This window comes from Acidobacteriota bacterium (assembly GCA_018001935.1).
GTDB lineage: Bacteria > Acidobacteriota > JAAYUB01 > JAAYUB01 > JAAYUB01 > JAGNHB01.
On sequence record JAGNHB010000009.1, the window covers coordinates 22,196 to 48,802 of the forward strand.

Genomic DNA, 26,607 nt, shown 5'->3' on the forward strand with positions numbered 1-26,607 from the left:
GATTTGCTTGTTTGTTTGCAAAAACCTGAATATAAACACTATTTGAAAAATCTTCACACCGGATTAACATTTGTTTTCGCCCCGGGGGGACAGTCACCGGGTTTTCATGGATTTCCCTGTCCGCAAAGACGGGGCCTAGCCCAGCCCCCCAACGGACCAACTCCGCAATAACCACTTATAGACCTATAGTTTAAGCATGTATTTCGCCCGCCACTCACGCCGCCGGACGGAATTCAAATTTTTGTTTGATCAATTCAAATTCTTGGATTTTTTGTCGAATCAGCGTGTGGCCCGCCCCGACCCCAACCGCCTAACGACTTTTTTGTGAATCGGAAGCATTACTATAAAAATTCGGTTTACGTGGCATGCAATTTGCTTTAAAAGTCCTTTATTGCATTGGTTTCGGCTGCTTTTCGACGCAGCACGGCTTTGCGAACGACCCAATATCCAATCAAGGGAGGTTGTGATTATGCGCAAACTGTTGTTTCTGATCGCGGTTGTACTTGCGATTGGGACACCGGTGATGGCGGCGGGCGAGCGCGCGGCGCTCAGCGGCACCGTCACCGACGAGTCCGGCAGCATCATCCCGGGCGTCACCGTGACCGTGACCAACACGGACACCAATCAGACCCTGGAATGCCTGTCCAACGACTCGGGGTTCTACTCGTTCCCCACCCTCATCATCGGCCCGTACAAGCTGGAGGCCTCGCTCGACGGGTTCCAGAAGTACGAGCAGACCGGCATCCGGCTGCAGGTCGGCCAGAACGTCCGGTCGGACGTCGTCCTGAAGGTCGGGGCGATCTCCAGCGTGGTGACGGTCCAGGCCGACGTCATGCAGGTCAACACGGTGGACGCCACCCTCGGCCAGGTCATCAACGACAAGATCATCGAGCGCATGCCGCTCAATGGCCGTAACTTCGTCCAGTTGGCCACCCTGACCCCCGGCGTGACCCGCGGCACCTACGGCGCCATGGACGGCGCGGCCGGCAACGCGGAGACCATGCGCTACTACTGGTCGGGCAACGCCTCCATGAGCGCCAACGGCGTCCGCGAGAACCAGAACAACTTCATGCTGGACGGCGTGGACAACAACGAGTCCTTCGTCGGGTCCATCTCCATCTTCCCGAACCTCGACGCCATCGCCGAGTTCAAGGTGGAGACCTCCAATGCCTCGGCCGAGTTCGGCCGCGCGGGCGGCGCCCTGGTCAACGCCACCCTGAAGTCGGGCACCAACGACATCAACGGGACCCTCTTCTGGTTTGTCCGCAACGAGATCTTCGACGCCAACAGCTGGGAGAACAACAAGAACGCCCCACAGGACCAGGCCGAGAAGACCCCGCTCCGCCAGAACCAGTTCGGCTTCACCATCGGCGGGCCCATCATCAAGAACAAGACCTTCTTCTTCGGCGACTACCAGGGCTTGCGCCTGCGAATCCCGCAGCCCTCCACCGTCAACGTGCCGACGGTCGCCGAGCGTTCCCCGTCCAACTATGTCGGGGTGGTTGACCCTGTCGCCATCAACTACTTCAACGCTTTCCCCCTGCCCAACGTCGGGACGAACCAGTACGCCGACAACCAGCGTTCCCGGTCCACGACGTCGGACCAGTTCGACATCCGCATCGACCACAACTTCTCCGAGAACGACAACATGTTCGGCCGTTTCAGCTGGGCCCGCGACCACACCATCATGGGCAGCAAGCTCCCGCTCCCGCTCTACGCGGGCTGGGGCTCGGGCGACAACTCCGGCAACACCTGGGGCGCCGCCCTCGGCGAGACCCACATCTTCAGCCCCTCCCTGGTCAACGAGTTCCGCGCCGGCTTCCACCGGGTCCACCTCGGGTGGTTCCCCACCAACTACGGCATCATGGCCGCCGACGAGATCGGCATCCCCGGCGTCAACTTCGACGACCTGACCTCCGGCATGCCCCTGATCAACGTCAACGGACTCGAGTGGGTCGGCGACTACGGCCCCTACACCCTGCCCGAGAACACCTTCTCCTACAACGACACCCTGACCTGGATCACCGGCAAGCACACCTTCAAGTTCGGCTTCAACCTGAACCGCCGCCAGCAGAACTACTTCCAGCAGCAGTGGGCCAAGGGCTTCTACGAGTTCAACAGCGTCAACGACTGCGCCACCGGCTGGGCCAACCACGCTGCCAAGGGCGCCCTCCACGGCTCCTTCGGCATGCGGTCCTGGGAGTTGGGCCTCTTCGCCCAGGACGACTGGAAGCTCACCTCCCGCCTGACCGTCAACCTCGGCCTGCGCTGGGACATCTTCACCCCCATCACGGAAGTCCTGGGGCGCGAGTCCAACTTCAACCTCGTCAGCTTCGCGGGGCAGCCCGAAGCCACCCAGTTCATGGTGGACGGCAACAACCTGAAGACCCGCTACACCAACTTCGGCCCCCGCATCGGTTTCGCCTACTCCCTCACCGAGGACAGCAAGACCGTCCTGCGCGCCGGTTACGGGGTGTTCTACGCCGTGGAGAACGGCGGCCTGGACACCTCCCTCTCCTCCAACTACCCCTATTCCAACGTGATGGAATCCTGGGGCGCCAACATTTACCGCCTGAGCGTGGCCATCCCCTACCCGCCCCCGGCCGACCCGGCCAACCCGCGCGGGCTCGTGAAGTGGCGTGAGATCGAGGCCCACACCCCCTTCGTGCAGCAGTGGAACCTGACCCTCGAGCGGGAGCTGTTCCGCGACCTGCTGGTCAGCGGCTCCTACGTGGGCACCCGGGGCACCTTCCTCGGCGGGGTCCGCAACATCAACTTCCCCGCCTCCTTCGACGTGAACGGCAACAACTGGACCCGTCCCTTCACCCACGTCACGGACAACATCATGGCCTACGAGTTCCGGGCCAACTCCTTCTACCACGCCCTCCAGCTCAAGGCCGACAAGCGCTTCTCCAACGGCTTCGCCATCCTGGGCTCCTACACCTGGTCCCACTCCATCGACGACTCCCCGGGCGCCATCTCGGGCTACGGCACCGGCGGCATGGCCGCCGAGCCCCAGGACGTCTACAACCTGAGGGCCGAGCGCGCCAACTCCGGCTACGACATCCGGCACCGCTTCAGCTGCAGCTTCATCTGGGACCTGCCCTTCGGCAAGGGCCGCAAGTACGGCAGCGACGTGGGCTCCGTGGCCAACTTCTTCATCGGCGGCTGGCAGCTCAATGGCATCATCACCTTCGAGTCCGGCGGCTGGTTCACCCCCAACGTCTGGAACCGCATGGGCTCCCTGCCGATCCACTGGGGCAGCAGCCGCCCCGACCGCGTCGGCGACGGGAACCTGCCCTACGGCGACCGCTCCCCCGACCACTGGTTCAACTACGCGGCCTTCGACGACAAGCTGGGCGACCCGGTCCACTACGGCAACGCGGGCCGCAACATCCTCAACGGGCCCCGCTACCGCACCATCGACATGGCCCTGTACAAGGACTTCCCCATCTTCGCCGAGACCAAGCTGGAATTCCGCTGGGAAGTGTTCAACATCCTGAACACGCCCCAGTTCAACTACCCCGAGTCCTCGGTCAACAGCGAGAGCTGGAACGGCAACATCGGCCGGATCACCGGCACGCGCAACGCGAGCTGGCGCATCATGCAGTTCTCCCTGAAGTACATCTTCTAGCCCAGGGTTCGACCCGGCCTCGGCCGGATGGACTCCGAAAAAGGGATGCGGCGCGGCCGCATCCCTTTTTTTTCATCGCCGGGTGAACCGGATCGGATAAAATGCATCTGTCAGCGTGTCCCGACCACCCCGTTTCCCACCCCTTCAGTATCGTTATCGGGATCGGGGTCGGGGTCGCAATCGCTGCTATCGCCAACCGGATCGCGATCGGCATCGATCCCAAGCCAGACCGATTGGATGAAGACGACGGCGGAGGGAGTGCGAGAGCGATTGCGATACCGATAGCGATAGCGACCCCGATAGCGATACCGATAGCGATACCGATACCGATGGTTGATGTGAACGATAAATTTTTGATGAGGTGATAAACCATGAATCGACATCGTTTCCTGATCCTGGCCGCCCTGTTCGTCTGCGCCTGCGGGCTCGCACCCTGCGAGGAACAGACGGCGGCCTCCTTCGTCAAACTGGGCGTCTTCGCGGAAGACGGGTCCGGCCAGGGGCTTGCGGGGCTCAAGGCGGAGAACTTCAAGGTCCAGCAGGACAAGAAGGACGTCACCCCCGGCGTGTTCCTCGGGTCCGAGAGCCCGGTCCTCCTGGTCTTCGTCATGGACACCACCGGCGACGCCTCCAACATCGACGCCCTGCGGAAGGAGCTGTGCAACTTCGTCTCCGCGCTTCCCCCGAGCATCCAGGTCATGGTGATGTCGTGCAACGACGGCCTGCGGGTCCTCCAGAACAACACGGGCGACCCCGCCAAGCTCAAGGAGGCCATCATGAACTACAACACCAAGGGCAAGCCGGGCTTCCTGGAGGCGGTGGTCCCCGTCGCCGAGAACCTCAACGGGCTCTTCATCAAGCACAACAACGTCCGCGTGGCGGTCATCTTCTTCACCGACAGCGAGATTTACAACTACCGGAAGCGCTACACCACCGCCGACTTCACCACCGAGGCCGAGAAGACCCGTGAAAAGCTCAAGGAGATCTCGGTGCCCATGTTCGTCATGCGGCTCCCCATAGGCAACAACGACACCTTCAACCGCACCTACGAGGGGTCCGTCGGCGAGATGGCCCGCACCACCGGCGGCGAGGCCGTCTACCCCACCACGGCGAACGGGATCACCAAGGCCCTCATCACCCTGCTCCAGCGGATCCACTTCACCTACGTGCTGGGCTTCCCCGCCCCTGAGGCCAAAGCGGGCAAGGAGTTCCGCGTGAGCGTGAGCCTCGCCGGCGTCGACGGGAAGGTCACCCACAAGAAAAGCTACCGCCTCCCCTCGAAATAACCCGAGGGGATTAGCCCGCGAATGACGCGAATTGACGCGAATCAGAAAGGAGAAGGGGGAATTCAGAAACAGAGTCGTTACAGGGAGTAAGCCAAAGCCTGTCTTCAATTCAGGTCTCGGGCGTTTCCCGATCGTCGCTTTTTTCTGCTGTCCGTATTCGCGCAAATTCGCGTTATTCGCGGGCAGGAATTCGTGGGCAATCAGGAGGGATCTTGGCCGAGTTGATTTACCCTGAGGAGTGCTACCGCATCGTCGGGGCCGCGTTCGAGGTGTACAACCGCATGGGGTGCGGGTTCCTGGAAGCCGTGTACCAGGAGTGCCTGGAAATCGAGTTCAAGTTCCAGGGAATCCCCCACGAGGTCCAGCCCGCCTTCCATCCGGATTACCGGGGCACCCAGCTTCGCAGGGAATTCCGGCCCGACTTCACCTGCTACGGCAAAATCCTCGTTGAGATCAAATCGGTTTCCGAGCTGGTGGACGCCCACGTTTCGCAGGCATTGAACGCCCTCCACGCCGCCAAATACCGCCTCGGGATCCTTCTCAACTTCGGCCACCACCCCCAACTGGAGTACCAGCGGATCGTCCTGACGGCCCCCCGCGGCCAGGCAGTCGTCCGTGAGCCCCTCGAACGCTACACCCCGGAGTTCCCGGCGGATTGGCCCGCGAATGACGTGAAGGATTGGCCCGCGAATAACGCAAATCCTCGCGAATCGGGCCAAAACGCCGAAACAGAGGAGTAGACTTCGGGCTGTCTGTCTTATAATACAAGGGTTTGAGTATTATTGGCTCTGTGATTCCATTTTCCTTCCCGAGTACTTCCTGATAGTTCTCCTGCTTTCCCGGAGCCGGAAAGGGACTTGAGATGTTGTGTTCATCGTTTGTAAATTCGGATTGGTATTCGCGTGAATTCGCGTTATTCGCGGGCTGAAATGGAGGCGTGATGAGAAATGGTTTTCGCCGGGTGAGTGGTATTCTTCGCGGGGTTGTTTTCGCCGGAGCGGTGCTGGCGATCGTGTGGGGGTGGGTGGCGGGGGCCGACCCGAAAACCACCGACCTCTACAAGGAGATGAAGGTCTCCAACCCGGACGAGGTCTTCATCCCGCCGCTGATCCTGCGGCACGTCATCCAGCTCCCCACGCCGTGGGCGGACCCGCTGGCCGAGAGCCAGGCCGTCCCGGCGGGCTCGGTCCTGAACGTCCGGAACGACGGTCCCGCCGTGGTGGTGGAAACCGGGGCGTTCGCGCTTCGGTTCACCCTGGAAGGGAAGGCCCTCCACGTCGTCGCCCGCCGCAAGTCCGCCGACCACGGCGACGTCCACCCGGGGCTGGCCGTGAAGGACCCGGGGCAGGCGCTCGCCCTCCACGTCGTCGACTCGCCGGACCGGATCGCCCTCTTCGCTCCCTCCCGGGGCGCGCCGACCCCCCCGGTCTGCACCGTCCTGCGAAAGGACGCCTCCCTCGAGGTCCCCCGGGGCAAGGGCGTCGATCGCTTCCGCTTCGTCCACTCCCGCCAGGACGGGCGGATCTACGTGATTTCACCCCTCCACCCCGAGGACCGGGTCTACGGCCTGGGCATGAAGGCCGGGTCCCTCAACCGGGCCGGGCAGAAGTTCGTCATGTGGAACTCCGACGCCTACGGCTACCACGAGAGCAAGGACCCGCTCTACGCCAGCATCCCCTTCTACCTCCAGACCCGGTGCAAAGGCGACGGCGCCCGCGGCGTCTTCGTGGACGACGCCTCGGACGTGGAGTTCGACTTCGGCTTCTCCCGCCGCGGCGAGTCCTTCTTCTCCACGGCCAACGCCCAGGCGGATTTCTACCTGTTCGCGGGGGCGGCCCTCCCGGACGTGGTCGCGGATTACCAGGCCCTCACGGGGACCGCGGCCCTGCCCCCCGCCTGGGCCCTGGGGTACCACCAGTCCTCCCACACCTACTTCCCCGAAAAGCGCCTGCTGGACCTCGCCCGGGAGTTCCGGGACCGGAAGGTCCCCTGCGACGCCTTCTACCTGGACATCATCCACCAGGACCAGTACCGCCCCTTCACCTGGAACGCCGCCCACTTCCCCGACCCGAAGGGCATGATCGAAAAGCTCCATGGCATGGGCTTGAAGGTCCTGACCATCGTGGACCCCGGCATTCAGCTCAACGAGGACTACCCGGTCTTCAACGAGGGCCGCAAGGAAGGCTATTTTCTCAAGACCCTCGACGGGAAGCTCTACGCCAACAACATCTGGCCCGGCTACTCGGCCTTCCCCGACTTCCTCCAGGCGAAGTGCCGCCAGTGGTGGGCCGACCGCCACCGCGCCTACCTCGACGTCGGCGTGGACGCCTTCAAGAACGACATGTCCGAGCCCGCCACCTTCAACAAGGCCTGGAGCATGATCCGCTACGACGAGACCACCAAGATGCCCGGACCCCTGGTGGAGGGGACCCTGGACGAGAACGTGGTGAGCCGCTCCCCCGACTTCGGGACGGTGCCCCACCGCTTCTTCCACAACGCCTACGGCCTCTACGAGGGCATGGCCACCTGGAAGGCCCAGGCGGACTACGACGGGCGCCGCCCCTTCGTCCTCATGCGCAACACCTTCGCCTCGGGGCAGCGCTACAGTGCCATCTGGACCGGGGACATCCTCAGCGACTGGCCGTCGCTGCGTCACAGCATCCAGCTGCTCCTCAGCCTGAACCTGTCGGGCTTCCCCGTCTGCGGGGCCGACAACGGCGGCTTCGGCGGCCGCTGCACCCCGGAACTTTTCGCCCGCTGGACGCAGTTCTCCTGCTTCAGCCCCTTCTTCCGGACCCACTACTTCTTCGTCGAGCAGTGCATTCCGAAGGAGCCCTGGACCTTCGGGCCGGAGGTGGAGAAGATCGCCGTCGACTGCATCCGGCTCCGGTACCGGCTCTTCCCCTACCTCTACACCTCCCTGCGGACGTCACTCCAGGAGCGTCGGCCCCTGATGCAACCCGTCTTCTTCCGCCACGAGGCCGACCCCGCCGCCTGGGACGCGGCCCAGCAGTACTACTGGGGCGACGACTTCCTGGTGGCGCCGGTGACGGAGCCGGGGGCGACGGGCCGGGCGGTCTATCTCCCCGCCGGCCGCTGGTACGACTTCTGGACGGGCGTCGACCTGGAATCGAAGGGGGAGAGCCGTTACGTCGATGCCCCGCTGGAAAAGATCCCGGTCTTCATCCGCGGGGGCAGCATCGTGCCTTCCATGGAGCCCGGCGAAAACACGGCCGCCTTCCCGGCCTCCCGGATCGTGCTGGATTGCTACCTGGGCCAGGGGACCGCCGAGGGGCGCCTCTACCAGGACGACGGGAAGACCCGGGCCTGCGTGGAACAGGGGAAGTGGACGCTCCTCCGGTTCAGCCTCACGGAGAAGGCCGGTGACCCCACCCTCGAGGTCAGGCGCGAGGGGGTCCCGGACTTCGCCCCGAAACGCCTCCTCGTCCGGCTCCACGGCGCCGGGAAGGGCTTGAAAAATTTGGGGTTCAACGGGAAGTCGAACCCCTTGACGGTCCGCAACGGCATCCCCGAGGCCGAGATCACCCTGGAGTGACCGTCTGCCCGAAACCGCGGTGGAGGCAGCCGACTCGGTCTCTCGCAACGGCGACAAGACGCGAAGCCTCGCAGAGGGGTCCCGGTCCGATCTTCCGTTTCTTTGCGAGGCTTGGCGTCTTTGCGTGAGGCATCCCCGGCTTGTCTCTAACCTGTCTCGGTGTGCGCTCTCAAAAACTCTGTAAGAAAGGAAGAACCATGAAAAAAACGCTCGCTCTCCTCGCCATGATCCTCTGCCTGGCCCTCCCCGCCGGCGCCCGCGCCGAGCAAAAGGACGCCACGGGCTGCAAGGACCACCCGCTCTTCACCCGCATGCCGGGCTACTGGATCCACTCCTGCGCCCAAAAGCAGTTCGACTCCCGCCCCTTCGTGGTCGCCAAGGGGAAGACGGTCACGGTGGAAGGGCCGTCCTGGCGCATCTTCTACCTCCCCCAGGCCACCTGGACCACGAAGCCCAGCGACATCCAGATCCTGCGCAACTACGAGAACGCCGTTGGGCAGCTCGGCGGGACCCTCGTCTACGGGGAGAAGGGCAAGGACACCTTCCGGATCAACCGGGGCGGCCAGGAGATCTGGGTGGAGGTGACGGCCGAGTTCACGGGCAAGTACCAGCTGTACATCGTCCAGAAAGGGGCCATGCAGCAGGACGTCCAGGCCAACGCCGACGTCTTCGCCCAGGACCTCCGGGCCACCGGCCATGCGGCAGTGTACGGCATCCACTTCGACACCAACAAGGCGACCCTCAAGCCCGAGTCCACGGAAGTCATCGCCGAGATCGCCAAGCTCCTGAAGACCGACCTCGCCCTGAAGATCTTCGTGGTGGGGCACACCGACGGCGCCGGCGGGATCGACAGCAACCTGGAGTTGTCCCGGGCCCGGGCCGAGGCCGTCCTCCAGGCGCTGGTCAGGGACCACGGCATCGCCGCCGCCCGGCTGCGGTCCTTCGGTTGCGGCCAGTTCGCCCCGGTGGCCACCAACGCCACCGAAGAGGGCAAGGCGAAGAACCGCCGCGTCGAGCTGGTCAAGCAGTGACGGACCCGGAAGCGCTCAACGCCCGGCGGGTGACGCCGTGTCGTAGAGGTGGTGGCTGAGGGCGAAGTACCCCCCTCTCAATTCGAAAAGCGGGCGCTGTCCACGGGCAAGGTCCTCCGGGAGGGGAAACGCGGCGAGGGCGAAGCCGGGGAGCGGGTCCGGGTGAAGCGTGCCCGGGACGGTCCGTCCGTTCACCGACAGGAGCGGGCACTCCGTCCGGAAGTCGAAGCGCACCCTCCGGGTCTGCCAGTCCGACACCACGTCCACCTCCCCCGAGAAGGCCAGCCGGACCACCAGGAGGGCGGGGCCCGGGCGGGGCGGGCGCAGCCGGAACGACTCGCCGGAGAGGACCAGGCGGCCGCCTTCCACCCGGGGCGTCCCACCGGGGATGGCCGCCAGGAGGGCGGACTTGTAGATCACGCCCGGAGCGGGGGCCGCCACGGCGTAGGCGTGGGACCGCTCGTCCGGCAGCCAGGCGACGTCCAGCCGGTCGGCCTCCCGCCCGGCCCTTCCGCCGAGAGCGACGGCGGGCGCGGGGGTCTTCAACCAGGTTCGCTCCGAAAGGTCCCAGATCTCGTACCGGCTGCTGTACACCCCGGAACTCGACCACAGGGGGCGTTTCCCGGGAACCTTCAGGAAGCCCGTGTCCGCGGGGGCGCTCACGCCGGTGTAGTCCTGGAGGGCGGCGTAGACGGGCTGCCGCTCGGCCGGCAGGTGGGCCAGGGCCTCGGCGAGGGCCCCGGGCCCGTCCGCGGCCGCGCCCCGGAAACCCGGCGTGGTCAGGCCGAGCAGGTCCACGATGTCGACGCCCGAGGCGTAGGGGATGACCCCCGCGTCCAGGATCGCCACGGGGCCCTTCGGGGCCAGTTCGCGCAGTTTCGGCGCCACCTCGTCGGTGAGGGTCCGGAGGTTCCCCGCCTCCACGGCGTAGGCGGCCGCCCAGAACAGCAGGGACGGGGCCAAAAACAGGAACTGCCAGGCGGCCAGGGCCTGGGCGAGCCGGCGAAGGCCCCCCCGGGGCGGCGGGGTTTCGTCCCCCCGCGGCCCGCCGCCCGCCGGGACGTCGCCGACGGGTCCCGCGGGCTCGGCGGCGGGATCGGGGCACCCCCCCCGTTCCGCCCACTGGAGCGAGCGGAAATAGAGAAAGAGCACCAGGGGCAGGACGGGGACCAGGTAGCGGTGATTCTGGAACCCGGACAAGCTGGTCACGGCGACGAACCCCACCTGGACCGCGAGGAGGAGGCCGGCGGCCAGTTCCCCCCCGAAACGGCGCGAGCGGAGAAAGGACGACGCGGAGACCCACGCGGCGGGGACAGCCACCAGCAGGGTGAGGGGGGCGAAGAAGAGGGCCGTCTTGGTCCCCCCGAAGCCTACCGGGGCCCCCGTGGGGTAGGTCCCGCCGAGGAGGCCTTTCATCACGTCCACCACGTAGGCCGTGGACAGCAGGAGCGCACGCCCCAGCGGGTACGCTAAAAAATTGAGCTTGTCCGAGGCGCTCTGCGGCACCCAGCTTCCCGCGATGGCGAGATTGAGCCCGAAGTACAGGGCCGCGCCCGCCGCCGGGGGGGCGAGGAGCCGGGCCAGGGCCGCCCCCCTCCGCTTTTCCCCCGCGCGACCGTTCCAGGCGGCCAGGACGCACAGGAGGGCGGCCATGCCGAGGCCTTCCGGGCGGGACAGGGTCAGCAGGCAGAGCGCCCACCCCGTCCAGCCGGGGTAACGGCCTTCCCGTTCCCTGCGGGCGAAGGCCCACAGCCCGAGGGCCAGCCCCAGGGCCGTGAGCGGGATCTCCATCCCGCTGAAGAACCCCCAGACCAGCGGGCCGCAGAGCGCCAGGGACGCGACGAAGACCCAGGACCACCCCGTCGACCCCGAGGCGCAGCGCATCCAGGCGAAGGCCACGGCAAGGAAAAGCGCCCACAGGGCCAGGTTCAGCCCGAACAGGGCGAGGGCGAAGGCGCCGGGGTCGCCGAACACCGCCGCGAGCGGGACCAGGAGGGCCGTGTAGAGGTAACTGGTGGCCGCGGTGGAGGGCCCGTTTCCCGGGGTGTAGTGGAAACCCTGGCCGTGGGCGAGCTGCCGGGCGTACTGGAGGTAGATGTAAGCGTCGTCCAGGGGGAGCAGCGGCCCGCCCGGGCACCGGTCGAGGTTGAAGGCCAGGAAGAGCAGCGCCGGCAGGAGCGAAACCAGCAGGATGCGCACGGCGCCCGACCGGCGGTCGATCATGGGGTCCTCCCTTCGCGGGCTTCGGTCGTCATTCGCGCCCCGGTTCAACGGGCCGGGCCGCCGCCGACCCCGACCCCCGCCCCCGGTGAGCGGCAACGTCCGTCTTCAGGCGTCCGGATGCCCTCACCGGGTCCCGGCCCGGTAGTAAACGTTCAGGATTCGGGGGGAGATCAGCGTTTTCAAATCGTCGGGAAGGCGGAAAGCCCCCCACCGTTTGGCTTCACGGAAGCGGCGGGTCCCTTCCTCGAGGAGTTCGGCGGACTTCTCCGCCTCGGTGAAGGAACGGGCGGTCAGGCAGGCGCCCAGGAGGAAAGCCGCCAGGCCGTACTTCTCCTTCGAGGCGGTGAGGTGTGTCCGCAACGCCGCCTCCGCCTTGACGTAGTCGGCGCTCAGGAAGAGGACGAGCCCCTTGTGAAGGTTGCGCAGGCGGGCGTCCGGCGGGGCCGGCCGCACACTCCCGGAGAGGAGCGCCCCGAGCGCCAGCAGGAGGACCGCTGTCCTCGACCTCCTCGCCATATCGAACCGGTTCGGTTTCATCCAACACCATCCCTGCGCGGGTTACCGTCCGCCGCTGCGATTATACCCGGTCCCCCGGCGCGGGATCAACGCATTCCTTGGGTTGCGCCGAAACCGGCCGCGGGTTACACTGGGGGGCGGCCCGACGACGTGAAACCACCCCGCGGCGGGCGCATCCATTCCATCACAGGGTCCCCGGCCGGACGACGACCGGGGACGGGAGGTCAGTCGAATGAAAACGGCGCTGCAAGCCGGGGAGTCCCTCTCGCGGATCGTGACCGACATCCGGCGGAGCTACGAGGAGATCGGAAACATCAACCACATCGAGGGCCCCAACATCCCCTCCACGGAAGTGATCATCGAGGTCCTGCACGACCTCCAGAAACTGGTGTTTCCCGGGTTTCACGCCGCCGAGCACCTGGACCCGCCGGCCCTCACCTACTTCATCGGCGAGAAGTGCTCCCTCGTGCTCAAGCGCCTGGCGCCCGAGATCTGCCGGAGCCTCGAGCACCATTGCCGGAACGGCGAGGCCTGCATCCGCCTGGGCGAATGCCGGGCGTCCGGGCACCGGATCGCCACCCGCCTTCTCTCCACGCTCCCGGAGATCCGGCGGCTGCTGAACCTGGACGTGGAGGCCGCCTTCCGGGGGGACCCCGCCGCGCGCAGCCGGGAGGAGGTCATAACCTGCTACCCCGGGATGGAAGCCATCACCGTCCACCGCATCGCCCACTTCCTTCACCGGGAGGGAGTCCCCCTGATCCCGCGCATCATGAGCGAGCACATCCACGGCGAGACGGGCATCGACATCCACCCCGGGGCCACCATCGGCGAAGGGTTCTTCATCGACCACGGCACCGGCGTCGTCATCGGGGAGACCACCCTCATCGGAAACAACGTGAAGATCTACCAGGGGGTGACGCTGGGGGCCCTCTCGGTGCGGAAAGAGAACGCCGGCCGCAAGCGTCACCCCACCCTCGAGGACGACGTCACCCTCTACGCCGGGGCCACCATCCTGGGGGGGGAAACCGTCGTGGGGAAGGGGTCGGTGATCGGCGGCAACGTCTGGCTGACCCACTCCGTCCCCCCGGGGACGCGCGTCACCGCACGGAGCGAGATGGAGATCGCGGAGAAGTGACGCCCCCGCGGGTAAAGCCGGGAAAGGGTGCTTTCCCGCGAATTGCGCCAATCGACGCGAACATGGCAATTCTGCGATCTTTTCGGGTTACGGGCTTCCAGTTCGCGTTCGTTCGCGTGCTCCGCGGGTGTTTTTTACGGGTTGTGACGGATCTCCTGCAACAAATCCTCGCTTTGGCGGTAAGATGAAAGGAAACGCGGAGGTCGACCCGGAACACGACAGGGAAGGAGGAAACGGATGAGCGTGGAAAAGCCTGAGAGCGTTGAACGCGGCGAGTGGAGCCGCCGGGACTTTGTCCGGGCCGCGGGGGCGGCCGGCGCGAGCCTGGCGGTGCTGGGGGTCCCGTCCCTCGCGGCGGAGACCCCGCCGGCCAAACCGGCGCCCACCGAGACCAACCTCGCCGATTTTATGAAGGTGAAAAAAGGCCCGCACGCCATTCCCGGGCCCTTCCCCGGAAAAGTGGTCTCGGTGGTCGACCCGGCGTCGCTCGAGGGAGACGCGGTGAACGGCAAGGTGGTGGACGCCATGGTCCGCACCGGGGTCCGCACCCTCACCGGCAAAGACGACAAGGAGAGTTTCAAGCTCCTCTTCGACAAGACCGACATCGTGGGGATCAAGGTCAACCCCGTGGGGGCCCCCCTCATCAACACACGGCCCGAGGTGGTGGAAGCGCTCGTCCGCTGGCTGAGGGAGAACGGCCTCCCCGGTAAAAACATCGTCATTTGGGACCGGTTCGAGGCCATGCTCACCGAGGCGGGCTTCACCGCGAAACGCTTCCCGGACGTCGGCCTCGAGGCGCTCCAGGTGATGGACGAGACCGGGAGCAGCTGGCGGGACGCCGAAGGGAACCACCGGAGCGCCGGCAACTTCGACCGCGAGGTCTTCTACTTCGCGAAGGGGATCGAGGGAAAGGGCGTCCGGGGCTACAAGGACGACGAGTTCTACCTCAACCAGCACGTGTTCAACGGCGAGCACTCCTACTTCGGGAAACTGCTGACGAAAAAGCTGACGAAGATCATCAACGTGGCCGCCTACAAGAACACCGGCAACGGCATTTCCATGGCCACCAAGAACCTCGGTTACGGCGCCGTCTGCAACACCGGCCGCCTCCACGCGCCCCTGTTCTTCCGCGTGTGCACCGAGGTGCTGGCCGCGCCGCCCGTGCGCGACAAGCTGGTCCTCAACGTCACCGACGGCCTCCGCGGACAGTACGAGGACGGCCCCATGATGAACGAGAAGTACGTCTACCCTCACCACACCCTCTACTTCGCCACCGACCCCTTCGCCCTGGACATGGTCTGCCACCGCGAGATGGTGGACAAACGAAAAAGCATGGGGATCGCGGTGAACGAGAATCCGCGATTTACAGACTATCTTCATGAGGCTCAACGACTTGGGCTCGGCATCGCCGACCCGGCGAAAATCGAGCGGATCGAGAAAAAGTCTTGATCCATGAAACGAATAGGGTTATAATCAAGCCGTAACAACAACTGGAAGGAGGCCGACATGATCAGGCGCATCGTCATCCTCACGTTGATCGCAGCCGCCGCCGGTTTTGCCCAGGGATCCAATTTCGGCGTGCCGGGGTCTCCGCCGGGCCTTTCGCCGTTCCTTTCCATGGGGGACTTCAAGAACGCCCTCCACGACATCTCCGCCATCGACCGGTCCTTCCGGTCCGCCTTCTCGGGGCAGTTCCGGATCGCCCGGCTCGAGAGCGAGCTGCTGCTCGACGGCCCGGACGGGCTCGCCGTACCCTTCCACTTCTCGGAGATGAAGGCGTTCCCGGCGGTCGCGCTCGTGGTCACCACCCCCGATTTCACCCCCGGTTCCCCCCTTCGGGACCTCGGGACGGAAACGCGGCGGGAGGGCGCCCTGCCGTCCATGATCAACATGTACTACACGCAGTCCCTCCTGCCGAACCTCAAGGTGACGTACGGGGCGGGCATCGGCTACTTCCCCGCCCTGACCAACCCCAACGTCGTCGATCGGCCCCGTGCCGGGACGCTGATGGACTCCGTGGTGATGTCCCCGCGCACGATCGGCGGGCTGGGCTCGCTGGGTTTCGACTTCGCCCTCTCCAAGCACATCTCCTTCGTCTTCACCGGCGCGGGCCGTCTGAACGGTCTCTCTCCGGTCCAGGGCGAATACCTCAACATCGGGACGCCCGAGGGCCGGACCTATGCCCTGAGCGGCATGGACCTCTCCCTCTCCTACTACGACTCGCTCCTGTCGGGTCATCGCGGCGCTTCCGGCTTCTCCGGGATCTCCGCGGACGACACCGGCCTCCTCAAGGCCCGCCGTTCGGTGTTCAGCATCAGCGACTACACTGTCGCCGGCGGTGTCCGTTTCACCTTCTGACCTTCCCCGCGTTTTCCCCCAGGGCGCCCGAGGGCGCCCTTTTTTTATTGTTCGCCCGCACCCGATCGGTTATCTTGTTCCGCGCGCCCGGCGACGGATGAGAGGCCGGGGCGACACCCCCCGGGGAGAACGCATGAACTACCCTCCCGACCTCCTGCGCAAGGTGAACCGTCCCGGCCGTTACACGGGCGGCGAGTACAACATCGTCCGGAAGGCCGGGCCGGGGGTCGCCAGCCGCGTGGCCCTCGTCTTTCCCGAGGTGTACGAGATCGGGATGTCCCATCTCGGGACCCACCTGCTCTACGACCTCCTCAACGCCGACCCGGCCGTGGCGGCGGAGCGCTTCCACTGCCCTTGGCCCGACATGGAGGAACAACTGCGCCGGCGGCGTCACCCGATCCTCTCGCTCGAGACGGGCCGCCCGCTGGCCGATTTCGACGTGGTGGGCGTCTCGGTGCTCTACGAACTCACGGCCACCAACCTGCTGACGGTCCTGGACCTCGCCGGCATCCCCTTCCGGTCGGCGGACCGGGACGGGCGACACCCCCTCGTGGTGGCCGGCGGCCCGGGGGTTTCCAACCCCGAACCCCTGGCCGACTTCTTCGACGCCGTGGTCATCGGCGACGGGGAGGAAGCGCTGCCGGAAATCATCCGGCTGGAGCGCGAGGCGCGTGCCGGCCGGAAGAGGGACCGCCCCGGCCTGCTGCAGCGGCTCGCCGGGGTGCCCGGCGTTTACGTCCCCTCCCTCTACCCCCTCGCCGAGCGGGATGGGCGGGTGACGGTGGACCGCGAGGCGGCCGCCGCCCTCGGCCTGCCCCTGCCCATCCGCAAGCGGGTGGTCAGGGACCTCGCGGCCTTCCCCCTCCCCGCGAAGCCCCTCGTCCCGAGCTTCGAGATCGTTCACGACCGCATCACCGCGGAGATCAGCCGCGGGTGCAACCAGGGGTGCCGGTTCTGCCACGCCTCCTTCTACTACCGCCCGCAGCGGGAGCGCCCGGCTTCCCAGCTCCTGCGCTGGCTCCTCGACGCCCCGGAGGGGACGGGCTGGGACGAGGTCTCCCTCTCCTCCCTCTCCTCGGGAGGGTACACGGGCATCGAGGACCTTGCCCAGATCCTCGCTCCCCAGCTCAAACGCCGGCAGGTCAGCCTCTCCTTCCCCTCCCTCCGGGCGGGGAGTTTGAGCCGCCGCCTCGCGGAGGCCGTCTCGGACTACCGCAAGACGGGCTTCACCCTGGCGCCGGAGGCCGGGAGTCAGCGTCTCCGGGACGCCGTCAACAAGAACCTGACGGAGGACCAGATCCTGGAGGCGGTTTTCACCGCCCGCCGGCACGGGTGGGACCTGGTGAAACTCTACTTCATGATCGGTCTCCCCGGCGAGACGGACGAGGACCTGGAGGCCGTCGCGGCCCTGGTGCGGAAGATCCAGGACGGGGCCCGCGCGGTGAGCGGGCCCGGCGTGTCCCGGCGGCCCCTCTCCCTGAACGTTTCAGTCTCGCCCTTCGTGCCCAAGCCCCACACGCCCTTCCAGTGGGCCGCCATGGACCCCCCGGCCGAACTGGCCCGGAAGGTCTCCCTGCTGCGGGGACGGCTCCGGGACCGCGCCGTCAAGCTGAAGTGGCACGACCCCGTCGTCAGCCGGCTGGAGGGGGTCCTCTCCCGGGGCGACCGCCGAGTGTCGGCCGTCGTCGCCGAAGCCTGGCGGCGGGGCGCCCGCTTCGACGGCTGGAACGAAGTTTTCCGTCCGGAAGCCTGGGAAGCGGCCTTCGAAGCTGTCGGGGTCGGCCCCCGAACCTGGCTGGACGCCCTGGACCCCGACACCCCGACCCCCTGGTCCCACGTGGACCTGGGCGCACGCACCGACTGGCTTCGCACTGAGTGGGACGCCGCCCTCACGAGCCGGCTCACGCCCGCCTGTGTCTCCGAATCCGCGGGACCGGCACCCGGGGAAGGGCTCCGGTTCCGATGCCGGGACTGCGGCGCCGCGTGCACACCCGCGGACCTGGCCCGGAGAAGTGCCGAAAACGCCCGGTTCCTGGCGGAGGCCCTCGGGCCGGCACCCCCCGGGGAAAACCGGCCGGCTGACCCGGCCCCGGGCCCGTCGGAAGCCAAACCCTTCCGCTTGACCTTCTCCCGCTCGGGCCCGGCCGTCTGGCTGTCGCACCTGGACCAGGTCCGGGTGCTCCAGCGGACCCTGCGCCGTTCCGGGATGCCGATCCGGTATTCCGAGGGGTTTCACCCCCACCCTGTCCTGGGCTTCTCTCCGGCCCTGGGCGTCGGGGTCGCCGCGGCGTCCGATTACCTTGACGGGTGGGCCCTGGAGAAGGCCCCCGAACGGGACGCTTGGCTCCGGCGGCTCAACGCCGTGTCCGTGGAGGGCATCACCTTTCACGCGCTGGAGTGGCTTCCGGACGGGGCGCCGTCCATCGAGGGGTGGGTCAACCGGGCCGATTACCGGGTGTCCTTTCCGGCCGACGCGGTGCCCGGCCCGGACGGGGAACGCACCCGGCAACTGGAGGCGAGGATCCGGGACCTCCTCGCGTCACCCCGGATCGAGGTGGAACGAACCCGCAAGGGTGAAACCGCCCGGAAGGACATCCGGCCCTTCATCCTCGACGCCCGTCTCTCACTCCCTGCCGGCGGCGGCGCGCCGGGAGTGGGCGCCCTCGCCGTGGACCTGTGCGCCGCCCTGACCAACGCCGGCACGATCCGGCCGGAAGAGTGGGTGTCCCTGGTTTTGCCCGGCTACGACGGCCCCTGGGAAGCCACCCGCACCCGGCTGTACCGGGCGTGACCCCGCGGGGCACCCGGTTCGGGCCGGTCAGGCGCCGCTCGCGCGGGGGGTTCGGGGCCGGTTATCAGCCCAGGATTTTCCGCACCCGGCGCCGCCCGCCCCCGGGGTTCCCGGCCAGGGTGAAACCCGCCTTCTCGAAGAGGGAAAGCGTCCCGGTCCAGGCGAAGGTGTCGATGTAACGTCCGGAAGGGTCCGGCTTCGAGGGGTATCCTTCGGCGATCTCCGCCCCCTGACGCCGCATCGCGCCCAGGGCATGGACGAGCAGGACGCCGGCCACCCCTTTCCGGCGGTGGCTGCGAAGGACAAAGAAGCAGGGGAGCGACCAGACCCGGTCCGCGTCGTCACAGCGCAGGCTGGGGGCCCGGTCCAGGCGGGGAAAGGACCGCCGGGGGCCGAAGGTGCACCACCCCACGGCCCTTTCGCCGTCGAAGGCGAGGACGGCCTGCACCGAACCGTCCAGGACGCCCGACCGGAGCCGCTCCCGGGCGACGTCCCCCTTGACGTCGTCCCACTTCTCCCCCTTCCGGATCCGCCAGGCCTGGCACCAGCACCCCCCGCAGGCGCCCTTCTCCCCGAAGAGGGCTTCCACCTGCGGCCAGAGGTCGGGAGTCAGTTCACGGGTTTCGATAGGCATCCCGGTCATTCCTCACTTGTCGAGTTTCTTGGCGAGGTGGACCCGAAGGGGACACTGGCAGAGGTACCCGAAGCCGAAAGCGACGGCGAAGGGGCACTCCCGCGGGTTCTCCTCGAGGCAATCGAGTAGGCGCCTCCTGCCGGGAGGCGCCAGAACAAGTGCGCCGCCCGGCAGGCGGCGCGTACTGGAGGCGCCTTCTGCCGGAAGGCGCCAGAACAAGTGCGCCGCCCGGCAGGCGGCGCGTACTGGGGGCGCCTCCTGCCGGGAGGCGCCCTGGCTGGTGCCCGCATGAAACCATGCGCCGCCCGACAGGCGGCGCGAACATAAAAAACGCCGGCCCGGAAGCCGGCGTTTTTCTCAGACAAACGATGGCGGTTCAGCGGGCCGGGCGCTCCGGGCGTACCGGGGTGTCGCCGGCCGGGGCGGGGTCGGGCTCCGCCTGGAACTGGAGGAGGGCCTCCATAAAGACGGGGTCGTTCCCGAAGCGGGCGACCGCGTCGAGAATGGCGCCTTCCAGCGTTTTAGACGCGTGCTCGGCGCACTGGCCCTGGGTGTCCCGTTCCGGGGCGGCGGCTTCCGTGGCCGGGGCCGTGCCCAGCGCCTGTGCGGCCCGCCGGAAGGTCTCCTGCAGGGGCTGCATGTCCATGCGGAAGCCGTGGAGGGCCCGGGCGGCCTCCTCGGCGGTCCGGGCCGTCTTCAGCGCCTCCGCGGTGGAGTGCATGACCCACAGGGAGTCCTCGAAGGCGGCCCGCAGCTCGCGCTGGGTGTCCATCGGGGCGGCGTAGGCCGTGACGGCCAGGGCCGCTATGAAAGCGATCGTCAGGATCTTCTTCATGATCTTCTCCTTTTTCCTGTTCGCGAGGCTACTTGCGCTTGATCGTCAAGGTCCCGGTGGACGCGACGCCGTTGGCTTTCACGGACACGTAGTAGTTGCCGGTACCCCACATCCACCCGAACTCGTCCGCCGTGCCCGTCTTGTTCGACAACACGTCGTAGTTGCTGTCGTCGGGCTGCGACCCCTTGCGAATGTAAAGGTCGAAGTTGCCGGCGGTGACGTCCAGGCTGGCCTCCACCTGCTCGGTGTTGAAAGGGCCGTAGTGCTGCCAGGTGTTGGCCGCCTTGTTGGGGTTGTACGTGGTGGTGGAGAGGGTCGTGTCGGCACAGCCGTTGTGGTCTTCGTCACCGGTGGTTTCGGTGAAGTCGTGCTGAACGACGAAGCGGGTCATGATGATCTTCCGGTTGGGAAGGTAGATCGTGTGCCCGGGGACGCAGACGAGTCCGCCCGGCCACCTGATGTAGCACGGCCCCGGGAGCGTGAGCCGGATGGGATCGTACTCGATGATGACGGCGCCGTCCTGCCAGGTGTTGTTGTCATAATCGGGCGGGCAGAGGTTCCCCTGGTTCTGGTGCACACAGTGCACGCCCAGGCCGGAATAGTACTTCGCGCCGAAGACATACACCCGCCGCGCTCCGACCATCGCCGCGTCGAACTCGGGGACGGTGTCCTCGACCGGGGCCGTGTCGACCAATTGGTGGGTCTCCCAGGGGTAGGTGCGGGTGATCTGCCAGATGTCGTTCATCCGGATGAAGTCCAGGGCGCCGCTGGTGGAGGCCCCTGCGTCCAGGCCGTTGGCCAGTTCGTGGTAGCCGTTCGCCCGGGAGAAGAGGCCGACGAAGCCCGGCCCGAACCAGGGCAACTGGGCGATCCGGTGGAGGATCTGGACCCCGGCCCGGGTGTCCATGTTGATGACGCACTCATAGATGCCGGCAGGGGTCTGGACGTGGATGTGGTAGTGGGGCCACTTTCCCTCGTCCTCGTCCGGTTCCAGGTGGTAGTCGTCAACCGTGCCGATCACCACCCCGTACTTGTTGAACGTCGCATAGGCCGCCGAGGTCGCCAGGACCGCGGTGAAGAAAAACAACATAACCCTTCGTGTCGTTGAACTCACGACAACCTCCTGAAAATTGAAAATGAATGGAAAATAGCAGGAAAAAACTCACCTATCGTATAACAGATTACGATCCCGTTCAAGCAAAATTTTTCAGGTCTTGCCGACCGTGCGGGCGGTGCCCCCCGAGGGGCGCAACCGCCGGCCCGCAAACACCCTGCGGCGGTTTCGCACCGTCCGGGGCGTCTCGGGATTTGACGGCCCGCCGAAAAAATTTCCCCTCCCCCGCCCCAAAAAAAATCCGCCGGCCCGAGGCCGGCGGAGAGGGTTCGGATCGGTCGAATCCGGGCTATTTTGCAACCTGGCCATCGGCCGGGAGCAAGCCCCGGCGCCTGAGCAGCGGTTCCACCTTCGGCTCGGCCCCGCGGAAGCGCTTGTAGAGGGTCATGGTGTCCTCGGTGCCCAGCTTCGCCAGGATGTTGTCGCGGAACAGCCGGGCGGTGGCCCGGTCGAAGAGCCCCTTCTCCACGAAGGCCTCGTAGGCGTCCGAGTCCAGCACGCCCGCCCAGATGTAGGCGTAGTAGCCGGCCGAGTACCCTCCGCTGAAGACGTGGGCGAAGTAGGGGGTCCGGTACCGGGGCAGGATCTCCGGGATGAGGCCGATGGCGCCCATGGCCTTCGCCTCGAAAGCGTTCACCTCCACCCCCTTCGGGTCCGAAAGGGTGTGCCAGTTCATGTCGAGGACGGAGGCCGCCAGGTATTCCACGGTGGCGAAGCCCTGGTTGAAGAGCTTGCTGTTCCCCACCTTCTTCATCAGGTCCGCGGGCATCAGTTCGCCGGTCTGGTAGTGGCGGGCGTAGTGCTTGAGCAGGTCGGGCTCGAAGGCCCAGTTCTCCATGATCTGGGACGGGAGTTCCACGGCGTCCCGCGGGGTGGTGCGGGTGCGGTTGGGGCTGTCGGCGAACAGGGTGTTGAGCGCGTGCCCGAACTCGTGGAAGAAGGTCTCCACCTCGTCCAGGCTGAGGAGGGACGGGGCGTCCGCCGTGGGGCGGGTGAAGTTGCAGACAATGGTGGAGAGGGGGGGCACCCGCTTGCCGTCACGGTACCAGGCCCGGCGGAAGCTCCCGGACCAGGCGCCGCCCCGCTTTCCCGGCCGCGGGTGGAAGTCGAGGTAGAGGAGCCCCACGTGGCGGCCGTCCTCCTCCTTGACTTCGTAAACCCGGACTTCGGGGTTGTAGACGGGAACGTCCTTCAGTTCCAGGAACTGCAGGCCGTAGAGGTCCCGGCAGAGCCGGAAGACGCCCTCCCGGACGTTCTCCAGCTTGAAGTAGGGGCGCAGGGCGGTGTCGTCGAGATCGTACTTTTCCTTGCGAAGCTTCTCCGCGTAGTACCACCAGTCCCAAGAGGCCAGCTCAAAGCCCGCCTTCTCCCGGTCGGCGATGGCCTGCATCTCGGCCAGCTCGGCCTTCGCCCGGGCCAGCGCCGGGTCCCAGAGGCGCTTGAGGAAGGCATTGACCGCGTCGGGGGTCTTCGCCATGTTTTCCTCGAGGATGAAGTGGGCGTGGGACGGGTAACCCAAAAGGTTCGCCTTCTCCTTCCGCAGCGTCACGATGCGCAGGACGGTCTCCTTGTTGTCGTGTTCGTTGCCCCGGTTGCCGCGCATGAAGTAGGCCCGGTAGAGCTGCTCCCGCAGGGCGCGGTTCGAGGCGTACTGGAGGAAGGGCGTCATGCTGGCGACCTGCACGGTGTAAACCCACTGGCCCTCCATCCCGAGCTGTTTCGCCGTCTCGGCGCCCATGGCCTCCACCGCCGGGGGCAAACCGGCCAGGTCCTCCCGCTTCCCGATCACGATGCGGGAGGCGTTGGTCTCCGCCAGCAGGTTGTCGCCGAACTTCACGCCCAGCAGCGAGAGCTCGCGGTTGACCTCCCGCAGGCGGGCCTTCCCGGCGTCGTCCAGGAGCGCGCCGCCCCGGACGAAGTCCTGGTAGCTGTTCTCCAGCAGGAAGCGCTCCTCCGGGTTCAGCTTCAGCTTCTCACGCTGGTCGTACACGGCCTTGACCCGCTCGAAGAGCTTCCGGTCGAGCCGGATGTTGGTGAAGTGGGCCGTCTGGATCGGGGCGGCCTCCCGGGCCACGGCCTGGAGTTCGGGGCTGGTCTCGGCGCCCTGGAGGCCGCCGAAGACCGACAGGACCTCGCCCAGGAAGACCCCCGCCCGGTCGAGGGCGGCCACGGTGTTGGTGAAGGTGGGCGCTTCCGGGTTGGCGGTGATGGCGTCGATCTCGGCCTGATGGCGCTTGATCCCCTCCAGGATGGCGGGGAGGAAGTGCGCCGTCCGGATCTGGTCGAAGGGCGGGGTGTTGAAGGGGGTCTCCCAGGCCTTGAAGAAAGGGTTGCCCGCGGCGGGCCCGGCGTCGGATGGCTTCGCGCCGGTCTGCGCAAGAAGCAGCGGGGTGGCCAGCGCCGCCAGGAGCAGCGTGGCGAGTAATCGGCTGAATCCGGATTCAGTCATGACGTCGGGTTCCTCCTGTTCGAGAGTCGCAAACAACAAACGCATTCTTACGGCTTGGGCCATGGAATGTTTCATGAGGCAATGGTGCCAGGTATTATCTAATATCAATCAAATCAATGGAACATAATAACATGCCACCTAACCCCTTCGTTTTCCGTCAGACATAATCGAAGACGGGGCTGCAGTGGGGAGGAAACACTCCCTCACCCCCTTCATCGACTGGCCTGGTCCGGGTTTCGACACACCGACCGGGGATGACCCGGCGCCCCCGTCGGTCGCCTAGAGGATATCCCATTTCTATTCAAAATAGTGGGCCTCGATCAATCCCTCAGGGTGAGTTCGCGGACGTCGATGCGCCACCGGCGGAGCAAGGCCTTCACCTCGCGGCCGGAGAGGCGCTTCCCCCGCTGGATCCCCCGCCGCGCCCGCAGGATCGGCGGGAGTTTCTTGGCGGCGCTGAGCCAGGCCCAGGCGAGGGTCTTCAGGAGCCGCCACCGGCCGTGTTCCTCCACGAAACGCCCGGAGGACCCCTTCACCCGCAGGGCGCCCCAGGAGAGCCACCAGAAGCGCCGGACCATCCAGTACGGGTTCTGCAGCAGAAGGGACAACGGGAAGTTTTTCAGGGCCAGGAAAATGCGGTTGCGCTCCACCAGCATGATCTTGAGGGGCGAGAAGCTCCCCGCCGTCATGGAGTGGAGGTGCCGGACCACCGCATCGGGGGCGTAAGTGGCCCTCCAGCCCAGGAGCCGGGCGCGCAGCCCCAGGTCGGCGTCGTCGGCGTAGGCGAAGAAGGTCTCGTCGAAGCCCCCCGTCTCCCGGACCAGGTCCCGGTGGTAGAGGGCGGCGCAGCCGTCGGGCCAGAGGATCTCCTCCTCCCGGTCGTACTGGCCCGTGTCGGGCTGTCCCGTTCCCCGGCCGCGGTTCTGGCCGTCGGGCCAGATGAGGTGACCCGCCTTGTCGATGACGCCCGGTGGGTCGGCAAAGAGGATCTTGCTCCCCACCATGCCGACCTTCCGCGCCGGGTCGCCGCGGCGGAGGAGGTTCTCCAGCCAGGCGGGCTCGGGGACGGCGTCGTTGTTGAGCAGGGCCACCCACTCGCCGCGGGCGTGACGGAAGGCGAGGTTGTTCCCCCCGCAGAAGCCGGTGTTCCGGTCCAGGAGGAAGCTCCGGAAGCCGGGGCGCTCCCCCCACGCCCGGACGAGGGTCTCCGAGCCGTCCGAGGAGCCGTTGTCCACCAGCAGCACCTCGCGGTCGGTGACGGTCTGGGCCTGCACCGCCTCGAGGCACCGCTCCAGGAAGGCCGCCCCGTTCCAGTTGAGCACGACGACGCTCACCCGCGGCGTCGGGGCTCCGGCTGTATTGTCGGGGTTTTGCGGAGGGTGATCGGGCATTTTGTCAATCCATGGTCAACCCATATCGCAGACGGCCGGGTCCGAAAACTTCCGCCGGATCCCGCGGGCGTTGCGGCATTATACCATCCCCGAAGCGCGGCCGCGAGAGTGGTGACGGCGCCGGCCCCCGGCTTCCGCATTCGTACAGGAGTGCACTGACCCGCTTCGGGGTGCCGCGCCGGCTTTTGGGAACCCGGAGCCCCGGGGCTCTCCCGTGAACGGAGCCCGATTTCAGCCCTTACCCGGGAATCAACCGCGAACGGGGGTGTTCTTCGAGAGCGGGGTGTCCACTCCACGCCAGGCGAACCAGAGGGTGCCGAGGACCCCGAACCCGAAAGCCGTCAGCAGGTTGGTTTCCGGCGAGAGGCGCCACAGCAGCGCGCCGCCAAACGCGGCCGCGGAAACGATCACGTCCCGTACGAGGTAGTACAGGCCGAACACGGCGGCCTTGCGCCCCTCGGGCGCCAGGTCCATGATCAGGGCCTTCCGGGTGGGTTCGCCGAACTCCTTGAGGCCTCTCAGCACGAAGGCAAAGATCAGCGGGGAGAGGGACCGGGAGTGGAGGAGGACCAGGGGAAAGGCGGTGAAGAAAACGAACGTGATCAGGACGAAGGGTTTCTTCCCGAACCGGTCGGCCAGCCAGGCCACGGGGAGATAGACCAGGACGGCGGTCAGGTTCTCCAGGGCCGAGAGCCCGCCGAACACCAGTTCCGAAACGGGGTGTTGGACGGTCCGCGTCGCCCACACCACGACGAAGGCGTCCGGGATACGCTCGCAGAAGCGGATCAGGATGTCGGACAGGAGCAGGTGGCGCAGGCCCGCGGGCACCTCCGCCCAGACCCGCCAGGGGCGAAGCTCGGCCCGGCCCGCCGTCTCCCGGACGTCCTCGATCAGGGCCTGCTGCAGCACCGCGGCGGCCGCGGCCAGGAGCAGCGCGATGACGAAGGCGGCGCGCAGGCCCCCGCTCACGCCCCAGGCGGCGATGCAGGCCCCGCCCACCACCGGCCCCGTCATTTTCGGCACCCGGCGCACGAGAGCCAGCAGGGAGACGCCCAGCGTCCGCCGGTTGGCGGGGAAAGACCGGGCGACCAGGTCCATGGTGGCGGGCAGCGAGATGGCGGACCAGGAGATGAAGAGGGCCGCGCCGAGGAGCACCGCCCACCAGGTCGGGACGAGGATGACGATCAGGTAGCCGGCGGCGCTCGCCCCGTTGAACACCAGCAGGGCGCGCTTGGCGCCGAGCCGGTCGCTCAGGTAGCCGCCGGGGAAGGAGTAGAGCGCGGAGAGCAGGTCGTCCATGCCCGCCAGGAGGCCGATGGCCGCGACGGCCGTGGCGGCGGTGGTCAGTTCCTGGAGGTACAGCGGCAGGAAGCGCTCGGCCAGGTGCTCCCCCATGCCCACCAGCACCACCATGCCCAGTATCCCGGACATCCCGCGCTTCGGGCGCCGGGGTGATTCCGCGGGATCGTCGACGGCGCGGTGTGCCATGGGTTCTGTCCTCTTCCGGTTGTATTTCAGGCGCGTCGATTTTTTCAGGCGGATGGCCGACCCGAGTTTAAACAGCCTCTGGCGCCTTGTCAAGGTTTCGGGAACATGCTATATCCTCTCTCGGGTCGGCGTTGAGGGTGACGAGTTGGGCAACGTCGCCGCACCT

17 protein-coding genes are annotated in these 26,607 nt (G+C 66.7%); 9 read left to right on the forward strand and 8 right to left on the reverse strand.

Going from position 1 to position 26,607, the window contains the following annotated elements; genetic code table 11:
• Positions 1 to 469 precede the first annotated feature (469 nt).
• The 5 genes from KA419_05495 (at position 470) to KA419_05515 (ending at position 9,507) form a co-directional block, all read left to right on the forward strand.
• Entirely contained in the window at positions 470 to 3,634 is a 3,165-nt protein-coding gene (locus KA419_05495) for a TonB-dependent receptor (GenBank protein MBP7865386.1), read from the forward strand.
• Positions 3,635 to 4,005: 371 nt separating this feature from the next.
• The gene (locus KA419_05500) at positions 4,006 to 4,920 is read left to right on the forward strand and encodes a VWA domain-containing protein (protein ID MBP7865387.1); all 915 of its coding nucleotides are present in this window, start codon (positions 4,006 to 4,008) and stop codon (positions 4,918 to 4,920) included.
• Between the two features lie 212 nt (positions 4,921 to 5,132).
• Positions 5,133 to 5,660: a GxxExxY protein gene (locus KA419_05505; protein MBP7865388.1), complete on the forward strand. Its 528-nt coding sequence runs from the start codon at positions 5,133 to 5,135 to the stop codon at positions 5,658 to 5,660.
• A gap of 200 nt (positions 5,661 to 5,860) precedes the next feature.
• Positions 5,861 to 8,476 carry a glycoside hydrolase family 31 protein gene (locus KA419_05510; protein ID MBP7865389.1) on the forward strand — a complete coding sequence of 872 codons (2,616 nt, stop codon included), beginning with the start codon at positions 5,861 to 5,863 and terminating at the stop codon, positions 8,474 to 8,476.
• A gap of 197 nt (positions 8,477 to 8,673) precedes the next feature.
• The gene (locus KA419_05515) at positions 8,674 to 9,507 is read left to right on the forward strand and encodes an OmpA family protein (GenBank protein MBP7865390.1); all 834 of its coding nucleotides are present in this window, start codon (positions 8,674 to 8,676) and stop codon (positions 9,505 to 9,507) included.
• Positions 9,508 to 9,522: 15 nt separating this feature from the next.
• On the opposite strand, the gene KA419_05520 is transcribed toward KA419_05515, so the two are convergent.
• Both KA419_05520 and KA419_05525 read right to left on the reverse strand, forming a co-directional pair.
• On the reverse strand, positions 9,523 to 11,730 hold the full coding sequence (locus KA419_05520; GenBank protein MBP7865391.1) for a hypothetical protein: 2,208 nt from the start codon (positions 11,728 to 11,730) through the stop codon (positions 9,523 to 9,525).
• Positions 11,731 to 11,853: 123 nt separating this feature from the next.
• A complete protein-coding gene (locus tag KA419_05525; protein ID MBP7865392.1) occupies positions 11,854 to 12,267 on the reverse strand; it encodes a hypothetical protein in 414 nt (137 codons plus the stop codon).
• A gap of 211 nt (positions 12,268 to 12,478) precedes the next feature.
• Between KA419_05525 and KA419_05530 the strand changes: the two genes are divergently transcribed.
• The 4 genes from KA419_05530 (at position 12,479) to KA419_05545 (ending at position 18,530) form a co-directional block, all read left to right on the forward strand.
• Positions 12,479 to 13,381, forward strand: a complete 903-nt coding sequence (locus KA419_05530; GenBank protein ID MBP7865393.1) for a serine acetyltransferase — start codon at positions 12,479 to 12,481, stop codon at positions 13,379 to 13,381.
• Between the two features lie 237 nt (positions 13,382 to 13,618).
• Complete coding sequence (locus KA419_05535; protein ID MBP7865394.1) at positions 13,619 to 14,830, forward strand: DUF362 domain-containing protein; 1,212 nt, start codon at positions 13,619 to 13,621, stop codon at positions 14,828 to 14,830.
• 57 nt (positions 14,831 to 14,887) lie between these two features.
• Positions 14,888 to 15,739, forward strand: coding sequence for a hypothetical protein (locus tag KA419_05540; protein ID MBP7865395.1), 852 nt, complete (start codon positions 14,888 to 14,890; stop codon positions 15,737 to 15,739).
• Between the two features lie 133 nt (positions 15,740 to 15,872).
• Positions 15,873 to 18,530, forward strand: coding sequence for a TIGR03960 family B12-binding radical SAM protein (locus KA419_05545; protein ID MBP7865396.1), 2,658 nt, complete (start codon positions 15,873 to 15,875; stop codon positions 18,528 to 18,530).
• A 64-nt stretch (positions 18,531 to 18,594) separates the two neighbouring features.
• Here KA419_05545 and KA419_05550 read toward each other — a convergent pair whose 3' ends face one another.
• The 6 genes from KA419_05550 to KA419_05575 form a co-directional block, all read right to left on the reverse strand.
• Positions 18,595 to 19,173 carry a GNAT family N-acetyltransferase gene (locus tag KA419_05550; protein MBP7865397.1) on the reverse strand — a complete coding sequence of 193 codons (579 nt, stop codon included), beginning with the start codon at positions 19,171 to 19,173 and terminating at the stop codon, positions 18,595 to 18,597.
• Between the two features lie 367 nt (positions 19,174 to 19,540).
• Complete coding sequence (locus KA419_05555) at positions 19,541 to 19,999, reverse strand: hypothetical protein (GenBank protein MBP7865398.1); 459 nt, start codon at positions 19,997 to 19,999, stop codon at positions 19,541 to 19,543.
• A gap of 28 nt (positions 20,000 to 20,027) precedes the next feature.
• On the reverse strand, positions 20,028 to 21,089 hold the full coding sequence (locus KA419_05560; protein MBP7865399.1) for a DUF2278 family protein: 1,062 nt from the start codon (positions 21,087 to 21,089) through the stop codon (positions 20,028 to 20,030).
• 313 nt (positions 21,090 to 21,402) lie between these two features.
• Positions 21,403 to 23,562 carry a M3 family metallopeptidase gene (locus tag KA419_05565; protein ID MBP7865400.1) on the reverse strand — a complete coding sequence of 720 codons (2,160 nt, stop codon included), beginning with the start codon at positions 23,560 to 23,562 and terminating at the stop codon, positions 21,403 to 21,405.
• 320 nt (positions 23,563 to 23,882) lie between these two features.
• Positions 23,883 to 24,896, reverse strand: a complete 1,014-nt coding sequence (locus KA419_05570; GenBank protein ID MBP7865401.1) for a glycosyltransferase family 2 protein — start codon at positions 24,894 to 24,896, stop codon at positions 23,883 to 23,885.
• A 306-nt stretch (positions 24,897 to 25,202) separates the two neighbouring features.
• A complete protein-coding gene (locus KA419_05575; protein MBP7865402.1) occupies positions 25,203 to 26,441 on the reverse strand; it encodes an MFS transporter in 1,239 nt (412 codons plus the stop codon).
• Between the last annotated feature and the right edge of the window lie 166 nt (positions 26,442 to 26,607).

Bases quoted from the DNA above. Each gene is read 5' to 3' on its own strand.
- KA419_05495 (MBP7865386.1), top strand. From the start codon at position 470: ATGCGCAAACTGTTGTTTCTGATCGCGGTTGTACTTGCGATTGGGACA.
- KA419_05500 (MBP7865387.1), top strand. From the start codon at position 4,006: ATGAATCGACATCGTTTCCTGATCCTGGCCGCCCTGTTCGTCTGCGCC.
- KA419_05510 (MBP7865389.1), top strand. From the start codon at position 5,861: ATGAGAAATGGTTTTCGCCGGGTGAGTGGTATTCTTCGCGGGGTTGTT.
- KA419_05515 (MBP7865390.1), top strand. From the start codon at position 8,674: ATGAAAAAAACGCTCGCTCTCCTCGCCATGATCCTCTGCCTGGCCCTC.
- KA419_05520 (MBP7865391.1), bottom strand. From the start codon at position 11,730: ATGATCGACCGCCGGTCGGGCGCCGTGCGCATCCTGCTGGTTTCGCTC.
- KA419_05525 (MBP7865392.1), bottom strand. From the start codon at position 12,267: ATGAAACCGAACCGGTTCGATATGGCGAGGAGGTCGAGGACAGCGGTC.
- KA419_05530 (MBP7865393.1), top strand. From the start codon at position 12,479: ATGAAAACGGCGCTGCAAGCCGGGGAGTCCCTCTCGCGGATCGTGACC.
- KA419_05535 (MBP7865394.1), top strand. From the start codon at position 13,619: ATGAGCGTGGAAAAGCCTGAGAGCGTTGAACGCGGCGAGTGGAGCCGC.
- KA419_05540 (MBP7865395.1), top strand. From the start codon at position 14,888: ATGATCAGGCGCATCGTCATCCTCACGTTGATCGCAGCCGCCGCCGGT.
- KA419_05545 (MBP7865396.1), top strand. From the start codon at position 15,873: ATGAACTACCCTCCCGACCTCCTGCGCAAGGTGAACCGTCCCGGCCGT.
- KA419_05550 (MBP7865397.1), bottom strand. From the start codon at position 19,173: ATGACCGGGATGCCTATCGAAACCCGTGAACTGACTCCCGACCTCTGG.
- KA419_05555 (MBP7865398.1), bottom strand. From the start codon at position 19,999: ATGAAGAAGATCCTGACGATCGCTTTCATAGCGGCCCTGGCCGTCACG.
- KA419_05560 (MBP7865399.1), bottom strand. From the start codon at position 21,089: ATGTTGTTTTTCTTCACCGCGGTCCTGGCGACCTCGGCGGCCTATGCG.
- KA419_05565 (MBP7865400.1), bottom strand. From the start codon at position 23,562: ATGACTGAATCCGGATTCAGCCGATTACTCGCCACGCTGCTCCTGGCG.
- KA419_05575 (MBP7865402.1), bottom strand. From the start codon at position 26,441: ATGGCACACCGCGCCGTCGACGATCCCGCGGAATCACCCCGGCGCCCG.